The organism is Anaeromyxobacter terrae (assembly GCF_022690685.1).
In the GTDB taxonomy this organism is placed as follows: Bacteria; Myxococcota; Myxococcia; order Myxococcales; family Anaeromyxobacteraceae; genus Anaeromyxobacter; species Anaeromyxobacter terrae.
The window spans coordinates 1-10,002 of record NZ_JALCYY010000105.1; the positions used below are offsets into that span (position 1 = coordinate 1).

The following is a 10,002-nucleotide window of genomic DNA, read 5'->3' on the forward strand; positions in this document are numbered from 1 at the left end:
CAGGAGCAGGAGGCGTGCGCCCGCGTGTACGACGCGCTCGGCGAGACCGCGCCCCCGGAGCTGCGCGGCGCGATACTCCGCGAGCGCGCCGAGCTCGCCGACGGACGCAAGGATCCGGACCGCGCCGCCGAGGGGTGGGGGCGGCTGCTCTCCGCCGCGCCGGGCGATCGCGAGGCGCTCTCGGCCCTGCGCCGCCTGCACCGCTCGCGCGAGCGCTGGGGCGAGCTCGCCGACGTCTGCGCGGAGATCGCGCGCCGCGCCGCCGATCCCGCCGCGCGGGAGGACGCGCTGCGCGAGGAGGCCGCAGTCGCCGAGGGCAAGCTCGGCGACCCGGACCGCGCCGCGGCCGCCTGGAGCGGGGTGGCGGCCCTCGCCCCGGAGGACGCGGAGGCGGGCGCCGCGCTGGAGCGGCTGCACGAGCGGCTCGACCGGCCCGCGGACCTCGCCGCGGCGCTCGAGCGGCGCCTCGCGCGCGGCTTCGATCCCGAGGCCGCCGCGCGCCTCGCCGAGCTCCGCCGCACGCGCCTCGACGATCCGGCGGGGGCCCTCGAGCTGCACGCGGAGCTCCTCCGCCGCGATCCGGCGCGTGTCGCCTCGCGCGACGCCATCGTCGCGCTCGCGGCGACGCCGGGCGAGGCCGGCCGGGACGCCCTCGACCTCGCGGACGCCGCGCTCGCCCAGGCCGGGGAGCACGCGCAGCGCATCGCCGCGCGCGAGGGGCGCCTCGCGGCCGTCGAGGACCCCGCCGAGCGCGCCGGGCTCCTCGCCGAGATCCGCGCCGTGATGGAGCGCGAGCTCGGCGAGCCCGCGATGGCGTTCGTGGCGGCGTGCCGCGCCTTCTCCGAGGGCGGCGGCGCGCGCGCGGGCGTCGAGACGGATCTGGAGCGGCTCGCCCGCGCGACCGGGAACGAGGACGCACTGTGCGACGTGTGGGAGGAGGCGGCTCGGACGGCCGCCCCGGACGAGGGGCTCGCCCTGCGCCGGCAGGCCGCGCGGCTGCGCACGGAGCGTGGTGGCGGCGCGCCGGCGATCCAGTCGTGGCGGGGGCTGCTCGACGCCGTCCCCGACGACGCGGAGGCGCTCGAGGCCCTCGAGGCGCTCTACGCCGCGGCGAGATCCGCGTCCGAGCTCCTCGAGCTCGCCCGCCGGCGCGCGGCGCTCGCCGAGGGCCCGGAGCGCGCCGAGCACCTGCTCCACGCGGCGCGCGTGGCAGAGGAGCTCGGTGATCCCGCCGCGGCCCTCGAGGCGTACCTCGCCGCCCGGGCCGAGGCGCCGGCGGACGTCGCGGCGCTCGAGGGGCTCGAGCGGCTCCTTCCGAAGGGGAGCGCGGAGTGGCTCGAGGTCGTCGGCGCCCTCGCGCACGGCGCCGCCGGGGATCCGGCGCGGCGGGTGCCGCTGCTCCTGAAGAGGGCCGCCGCGCTCGAGGCTGGCGAAGATCCGCGCTCCGCCATCGAGGCGTACGCGGACGTGCTCGCCGAGCGGCCGCGCGATCCGGGCGCGGTCGCCGGGCTCGAGCGGCTCCTCGCGCGGCCCGAGGCGCGCGGCGACGCGGCGCGTGTGCTCGAGGACGTGCACCGCGCCGCCGGCGACGCCCGCAAGCTGGCGGCGCTGCTCGAGGTGCGGCTCGAGGCGGCGGACGACGCCGAGCGGGTGCCGCTCCTCGCCGAGATCGCGGCGCTCCAGGAGCGGCTCGGGGATCGCGGGCGCGCGTTCGCCGCGAAGCTGCGCGAGGTGCAAAGCACGCTGAAGCGCGGCGCGGACGCGCCGGGCGGGCGCGCCGAGCTCGAGCGGCTCGCGGCGGCGACCGGCGCGTGGGAGGAGCTCGCGGGCGCGTTCGAGGACGCGCTCGGCGCACCGGGGCTCGCCCCGCAGGTCGCGCTCGAGCTCAAGCGGCGGCTCGCGGTGATCTCCGCGGACCGGCTCGGCCGGCCCGACGCGGCGGCGCGCTGGTACGAGGAGATCGCGGAGGTCGCGCCCAGCGCCGAGGTGCTGGGCGCGCTCGCGCGCGTTTACCGGAAGCTCGGCGCGCACCGCGAGCTGGCGCGGACGCTCGGGCGGCTCGCCGACGTCGCGCCGGCCGCGGCCGCACGCAAGGAACTCCTGCTCGAGGTGGCGAAGATCATGGCTGAGCAGCTCTCAGATCGGGACGGCGCGGTCGCCGCCTACCGGAAGATCCTGTCGGTCGATCCAGAGGACCCGAACGCCCTGCGCCTGCTCGGGAAGATGCTCGGCGCCGCCGAGAGATGGGACGAGCTCGCCGCCGTCCTCTCGCGCGAGGTCGCGGTCGGTGACCGGCAGCCGAACCTGGTCGCCGAGGTGGCCGAGCTGCGCTACCGCCTGGGCCGGATCCGCCACCAGCGGCTCTCGGACGCGGACGGCGCGCTCGCCTGCTACCGCGCGGTGCTCGAGAAGGTGCCGCGCCACCCCGCCGCGCTCGCCGCCCTCGAGGACCTCGCCCGCGCGAGCGGCCCCGCCGCGGTCGAGGCGGCGATGCTCCTCGAGCCGATCTTCGCGACCGAGGGCGAGCACGCGAAGGTGATCGAGGTGCTCGAGGCGCGCGCGGCGCACCAGACCGAGCCCGCCGCCCGCGCGGCGCTCCTGCGCCGGGTCTCCGCCGTCTACGGCGACCAGCTCAAGAACTCGGAGATGGCGTTCCTCGCCGCGAGCCGCGCCCTGGCCGCCGATCCCGACGCCCTCGAGTCGCTCGAGCTCGCCGCCCGCCACGCGGAGGCGGCCGGCCTCGAGGACGAGCTCGCGGCGCTCCTCGCGGAGCACGCGGATCGGGCGCTCGAGCCCGGCGCGCGCGCCGAGTTCCAGCGGCGCATCGCGCGGCTCGCGACGGGCGAGCCGCGGCGCGCTGCCGAGGCCTGGCAGCGGCTCCTCGACCTCGCGCCCGACGACCGCGAGGCGACCGCGGGGCTCGCCGCCGCGCTCCGCGAGGGCGGTGAGCCCGAGGCGCTCGCGCAGGCGCTCCGGCGCGCGCTCGCGCTGGAGGAGTCGCCCGACGGCCGGGCCGGGCTCCTCGCCGAGCTCGCCGCCGTCCAGGACGAGCGGCTCGGGGATCTCGCGGGCGCGATCCAGAGCCTGCGCCAGCTGCTCGACGTCGCGCCGTCCGACCGGGACGCGCTCGCGCGCCTCGACCGGCTCTGCGTCCGGACCGAGCGCTGGGTGGACCTCGGCGAGGTGCTCGCCCGCGAGATCGCCGCCGCCGGCGCGGCGGGCGACGACGCGGCGCTCGTGCCGCTCCGCCAGCGGCTCGCCGAGCTCAAGGAGACGCGCATCCTCGACCGGGAGGGCGCGCTCTCTCTCTACGAGGAGGTGCTCGCCGCGCGCCCGGATCACCCCGAGGCGATCGCCCGGCTCGAGGGGATGCTCCAGAAGGATCCCGCGAACGCGCGCGCCGCGGCGATCCTCGAGGGCGCCTACGGCCGCGGTGGCGACGTCGCGAAGCAGGCCGCGGTGCTCGAGCTCCGCGCGGCGGAGCGGCCGGATCCGCTCGAGCGCAAGGCGCTCTACGTGCAGCTCGCGGAGCTCCGCGAGCAGCAGCTCGCCGACCCGCAGCTCGCGTTCCTCGCGCTCTGCAAGGCGTTCCGCGAGGACCCCGCCGACGGCGAGCTCCGCGCTCGCATGGAGGCGCTCGCCGAGGCGAGCGGCCACGACGAGGAGCTCGCGGCGATCTACGAGGACGAGCTCGACCGGCTCCCGCCGGTGGAGACGGCCCAGGTCGCGCTCCGCCTCGGCGCGCTCTACGAGGAGAAGCTCGCCGAGCCCTCTCGCGCGGCCTCGTTCTACCGGAAGGCGGTCGCGCTCGACGAGGGCGCCGCCACGCAGGCGCTGCCCGCGCTCGAGCGGCTCTTCCAGCGGCTCGAGGAGTGGGAGGAGCTCTCGGACGTGCTCTCGCAGCGCGCCCACGCCGCGCAGGGGGCGGAGCGGGTGCAGACGCTGTTCCGCCTCGGCCAGCTCTGCGAGGAGCGGCTCGCCGCGCCCGACCGCGCCGCCGAGGCGTACGAGGCGGCCGCCGCGGCCGACCCGCGCCACGTCGCGTCGCTCCGCGCCCTCGAGGAGCTCTACGAGGCGGCGGGCCGGCACGAGGACCTCTTCCGGAACCTCGCCGCGCAGCGGGTGGCGCCCGGCGACGCCGCCGCGCGCGAGCGCGTGCTCGCCAAGATGGCCGCGCTGGCGGCGGACCTCGGCCGGCTCGACGAGTCGGTCGCGCTCTGGAAGGAGCTCCTCGGCGCGCGGCCGCGCCACGAGGGCGCCCTCGCCGCGCTCGAGGACCTCTACGAGCGGCTCGAGCGCTGGCAGGACCTCGCCCAGCACCTGCGCCTGCGCGTGCAGGCCACCGTGGACCGCCGCGAGATCGCCCGGCTGAACGACAAGCTCGGCGCGATCCTCGGGACTCGCCTCGGCGATCTCGGGCAGGCGACCCAGTCGTACAAGGCGGTGCTCGACTCGGATCCGAAGAACCGCCGGGCGCTCGAGGCGCTGCGCGACATCCACGCGGCGCAGGGCGACGTGGAGGCGCTCGCGGGCGTGTACCGCCGTCTCGTGCCGCTGCAGGAGGACGCCGCGGGCGTGAAGCGCGTACGGCTCGAGCTCGCCGAGGCGCTGCTCCGCGCCGGCAACAAGCGCGAGGCGATCGAGCAGGCGAAGCTCGCGTTCGACATCGAGCCGCACGGGGCCGACGAGCTGGTGCGGATCGAGGAGGTGTTCCGGGCGGCCGGCGCGGGGGCCGACGGGGTGCGCGCGGCGGAGGCCCGTGCGGCGCTGCTCGCGGCGCAGGGCGGCCCCGCCGAGGCGATCCCGGCCTGGCTCGCCGTGGCCGAGCTGTGGAAGCAGCAGAGGCGCCCGGACGCGGCCGCCTCCGCGCTCGACAAGGTGCTCGAGCTCGACCCCGCCAACCGGACCGCCTACGACGAGCTGCGCGGCATCCACCAGGCGGCCGGCAACTGGCGCGCGTTCGCCCGCGCGTGTGACGTCTTCGCGCCGAACGTGGTGGATCCGTCCGAGAAGATCGCCCTTTTGAAGGAGGTCGCGGGCGTCCACGAGAAGAAGCTCGGCCAGAAGGAGATGGCGTTCCTCTCCTGGTGCCGCGCGCTCCAGGAGGCGCCCGGCGACGCCGAGGCGCTCCAGACGGCGGAGCGGCTCGCGGACGAGACCGAGGCGCACGAGGAGCTCGCCGCGGTGCTCGAGCAGGTCTCCGAGGACGCGCGCGGGACGGCGCGCGCGCGGCTCATGCTCCGGCTCGGCAAGCTGCGCGACGAGCGGCTCGACGACCTCGAGGGCGCGGAGGCCGCCTTCCGCCGCGCGCTCGAGGCGGACCCGGCGAGCCCCGAGGCGCTCGAGGCGCTCACCGAGCTCTTCAAGCGGCGCGGCCGCGTGCGCGACCTCGTCATCACGCTCGAGCAGAAGCTCGAGGCGGCGGCGGGGCTCGAGGAGAAGAAGGCGACCCTGATCGAGGTCGCGAAGATCTACGACGGCGAGCTCGGCGACGTGGACGAGGCGGTGGGCGCGCTCCGGCGCGTCCTCGAGCTCGACGGGGCGGACGCGCTCGCCCTCGAGGCGCTCTCCGGGCTCTACCGGCGCGAGCAGCGCTGGGCGGACCTCGCCGGCGTGCTCTCCCGCGCGCGCGACCTCGCGCCGGACGACGCGCAGCGGATCGCGTTCCAGCTCCAGATCGCCGCGCTCTACGAGAACGAGATCGGCGACGACGAGGCGGCGGTCGAGGCGTACCGCACCGTCCTCGGGCTCGACGACCGGAGCGCCGGCGCGCTCGCCGGCCTCGAGCGGCTCTACACCAAGCTCGATCGCTTCGCCGAGCTGAACCGGGTTTACGAGCGGCAGATCGCGCTCGCCGAGGACCCGCGCGAGCGGGTGCGGATCCTCGCGAAGAGCGCGGGGATCCACGAGGAGAAGCTGCACGACCCGCGCGCCGCCATCGAGAAGGAGGAGGCGATCCTCCGCGTCGACGGCGGGAACCTCGCCGCCGTGAAGGGGCTCGAGCGGCTCTACCGCGAAGAGGGGCTCTGGGACCGGCTCATCAGCGTGATGCAGCACCACCTGTCGCTCGTGACCGACCGGCGCGAGCAGGTCGCGCTCGAGGTCGCCATCGGCGAGGTGTGGTGGAAGGAGATGTCCCGCGTCGACCGCGCCGAGGCGATCTTCAACCACGCGCTGCAGCTCGATCCGGACTCGCGCGAGGCCGTCTCCGCGCTCGGCCGCCTCTACGAGCGGAGCGGCAACTGGAACCTCGCCCTCGACATGCTGCGCCGCGAGGCGCGCATCGCGGGGGGCGCCCGGGACGCGGTCGAGATCCACGTCCGCGTCGGGGCCATCCACGAGGACATGCTCATGGACGCGGCCGGCGCGAAGGAGGCGTACGCGCGGGCGCTCCAGCTCGATCCGGGGTGCCTGCCGGCGCTGCGCGCGCTGAAGGGGATCGCCGAGCGCGAGCGGGATCGCGACCGGTACCTGGAGATGCTCGTCGAGGAGGCCCGCTACACGCCCGACGCGGGGGACAAGACCCGCCTCTACGCGGCGGCGGGCCGCATCTACCACGAGGAGCGCGACGACCGCGATCAGGCGGCGCGCTACTACGAGGAGGCGCTGAAGCGCACGCCGGGCTTCCCCGACGCGGCGAGACCGCTCGCGGACATCTACGTCGCGCAGGCGCGCTGGCCGGACGCCGAGCGCGTCCTCGACGCGGTGGTCGAGGCGCTCGCGCTCGAGGGCGACGCGAAGGAGCTCTGCCGCCAGTCCTACCGGCAGGGCTACGTCGCCGAGAAGCTCGGCAAGCGCGACAAGGCGCTCGCGTGCTACCGGCGGGCCTACGAGCTCGACTCGACCTACCTGCCCGCGCTCGAGGGGCTCGGGAACCTGCTCGTCTCCGAGCAGCAGTGGGAGGAGGCGCTCCGGATCTTCACGACCGTGATCGTGCACCACCGGGACGCGCTCACCGATCTCGAGGTCGTCGAGACGCACTGGCAGATCGGCGAGATCGCGGGGAAGCTCGGGCAGGCCGAGCGCGCCGCGAACGCCTTCCGGAAGGCGCTCGAGATCGACGCGAACCACGAGCCGGCGCGCCGCAGCCTCGTCACCGTCCTGGAGGCGATGGGAGACGTGGAGGGCGCGGTGGAGCAGCGGCAGCGGCTCCTGCCCCTCCTCGAGGGCCCGGCGAAGCTCGCGAACCTCGTCGCCATCGGCGAGGCCTGCCGCGACCGGCTCAAGGACCCGTACCAGGCCATCGACGCCTTCCTTGCCGCCTCGAAGCTCGATCCGACCGCGCTCCCGGTGACCGAGGCGCTCCTCGGGCTCTACCGCGAGACGCGCCAGGGCCAGAAGGCGGCCGACGTGCTCTCGCAGATCCTGGTCCGGCCGGAGGTCCAGGCCGATCCGGTCCGCGCGGCGCGGCTGCACATCACCCTCGCCGACGTCCTGCAGGACGAGGTGAAGGACGAGACCGCGGCGGTCGCGGAGCTCGAGAAGGCGCTCGACCGGAACCCGCGCCTCGTCCAGGCGTTCGCGAAGATCGAGGAGATCCTCTCGAAGGGGAAGCGCTGGACCGATCTCGAGCAGGCCTACGTGCGGATGATCCAGCGGCTCCCGAAGACGCCCGACGTCGCGCAGGCGCGCGTCGCGCTCTGGCGGACGCTCGGCGATCTCTACCGCGACGTGCTCCGCAACGAGGACGGCGCGCGCACCGCCTACGGCGTCGTCGCGCGGTCCGACGCGGAGGACGCCGCGTCGCTCGAGGCGTACGCGGACCTCGCCGCGAAGAAGCCGGGCGAGGAAGGCGGGGCGATCGGGGCGTACCGCCAGCTCGTGAAGCTCGGGGCGAAGCCGCAGAAGGCCGCCTCCGCGCTCGTCACGCTCCACGCCGCCCGCAAGCAGTACGACCTCGCCTACTCCGCCGCGCAGGTGCGCGTGCACCTGCTCGGAGGCGGCAGCGCCGACGAGGCCCAGGTGGTCGGCCGCCTCAAGAAGTTCGCGCGCGACCAGGCGAGCCGCCCGCTCGACGACGCCCTCTGGTCGCTCCTCCTCCACGAGCGCGTGAAGGGGCCGCTCGCCGACATCATGACGCTGCTCGCGCTGCACGCGCGCGGGATGTTCGTGCAGCGCGAGAAGGACCTCGGGATCACGGCGAAGAAGGACGAGCTCGACGTCCGCGGCTCGATGCTCTTCTTCGCGAACATGTTCAAGTACGTGGAGCGCACGCTCGGCTTCGAGGGGCGCCTGCGGCTCTTCCGCAAGGACGACGTCCCGCAGCGGCTGCAGCTCGTGCCCACCGAGCCGGCGGGCCTCGTCGCCTCCGAGGACATGTTCCGGGAGCGGCCGAAGAAGGAGCTCTGGTTCGCGATCGCGAAGGCGATGGCCTTCGCCCGCCCCGAGCTCCTGCTCGCGCGCCTCATGCCGCACGACCAGCTCGATCTCGTCTTCCAGGCGGCCTGCTCGGTGGGGAGCTCCCGGTTCGTCGTGACGGCTGACCCGCACCTCGTCGAGAAGCTGAAGCGCGAGATCGAGCGCACGCTGCCCGAGAACGTCTGCAAGAACACCCTGAAGCTCCTCGCCCGGAGCTACTGCGACGTGCAGCACCCGGGCGACGTCCGGGCGTACCTCGACGGCGCGGAGCTGACCTCGAACCGGGTCGCCGCGCTCGTGGCGGGCGACCTCGACGTGGTCCGCCGGGCAGTGGTCGCCGAGAAGCCCCAGGTTTCGAAGCTGAGAGACGAGACGCGCCTCCGCGACCTCGCGGGGTTCTGCGTCTCCGAGGAGTACGGCACGCTCCGGGAGAAGCTCGGGGTGTCGTGCGTGGTGCCGGCGTGAGGTCCCGCTCCTTGACGCTGAACGCTACCCAAACCTAGGATCGACGCGGGCTTACCCATGAAATTCACCTGCGACAGCTGCAGCGCGCAGTACATGATCTCGGACGAGAAGGTCGGCCCGTCCGGAGTGAAGGTCCGTTGCAAGAAGTGCGGGACCGTCATCCACGTCCGCCGCCCCGCGGAGGAGCCCGCGCCCGCGCCGGCCGCGCCCGCGCCCGGCGCCGGCCTCGACGTCGAGCTCGGCAACGCGTTCGACAACGCGTTCGGCGACGCTCCGGCGCGCGCGCCGGAGCCCGCGCCGGATCTCTCGGCCACCCAGGCGATGGGCGCGGAGGACGCAGCGCGCATCGCGGCGGCCCCGGCGCCCACCACCGAGTGGTACGTGGCGATCGGGCAGGCGCAGGTCGGACCGCTGCCGCTCGCCGAGGTGAAGCGCAAGTGGGAGGGCGGCGACGTCGGCCCCGACTCGCTCGTGTGGCGCCCGGGCATGGGCGACTGGCAGCCGCTCTCGACCGTAGCGGAGCTCGCGTCACAGCTCGCGCCGGTCCCGCAGGCGCGGGCGGCCCGCCCCGCCGAGGCGGGGCCCTCCCGCGGCCTCGAGGCCGCCGCGGCGCCGGCCGCGGACGTCTCCTGGAAGCCGGTGGCAGCCTCCGCCCTCGCCGCCCTCGCGAGCGAGGAGGTGGCGTCGCACGGCGCGCCGGTGAAGAAGGCCGAGCCCCGGCCGCTGGGGGGCGTCAAGTCGCTCGTCGACGGGCTGCCGGAGGGCGGCGGGGTCGATCCGACCGGCGCGATCCCGCTCCCGATCAAGGGGCTCGAGCGCACCGAGGAGAAGAAGATCGAGCGCCGCTCGTCGGTGGCGCGCGGCGCCGAGGAGGCCCGCAGCCGCCGCAGCGTCTCCCGCGCGGTCGGCGTCGGCGTGATCGCGGTGGCGTTCGTGGTCGCCGCCGGTGCGGCCGGCGTGGTCTGGTACATGAACAAGCAGCTCGAGCGCGTCCCTGCGGTGGCGGCCGCGCCTGCGCCTGCCCCCGCTCCGGCGGAGGCGCAGCCCGCGTCCGTGCAGCAGCAGGCACCTGCGCCCGCCGCGCCCGCGCCGGCGGGCGCCGTGGCGAGCGCCGCCCCAGGCGCGACGGCCGCCGAGCCTCCCGCCGCGGCGAAGCCCGCTGCGCCTCCTGCCGCGGTG

At 76.0% G+C, this 10,002-nt stretch carries 2 protein-coding genes; both read left to right on the top strand.

What is annotated here, in order from left to right; translation table 11 throughout:
* Positions 1–24 precede the first annotated feature (24 nt).
* A complete protein-coding gene (locus tag MNY62_RS24665; protein ID WP_242346986.1) occupies positions 25–8,823 on the top strand; it encodes a tetratricopeptide repeat protein in 8,799 nt (2,932 codons plus the stop codon).
* Between the two features lie 57 nt (positions 8,824–8,880).
* The coding region (locus MNY62_RS24670; RefSeq protein WP_242346987.1) for a GYF domain-containing protein at positions 8,881–10,002 on the top strand (1,122 nt) is incomplete at its 3' end.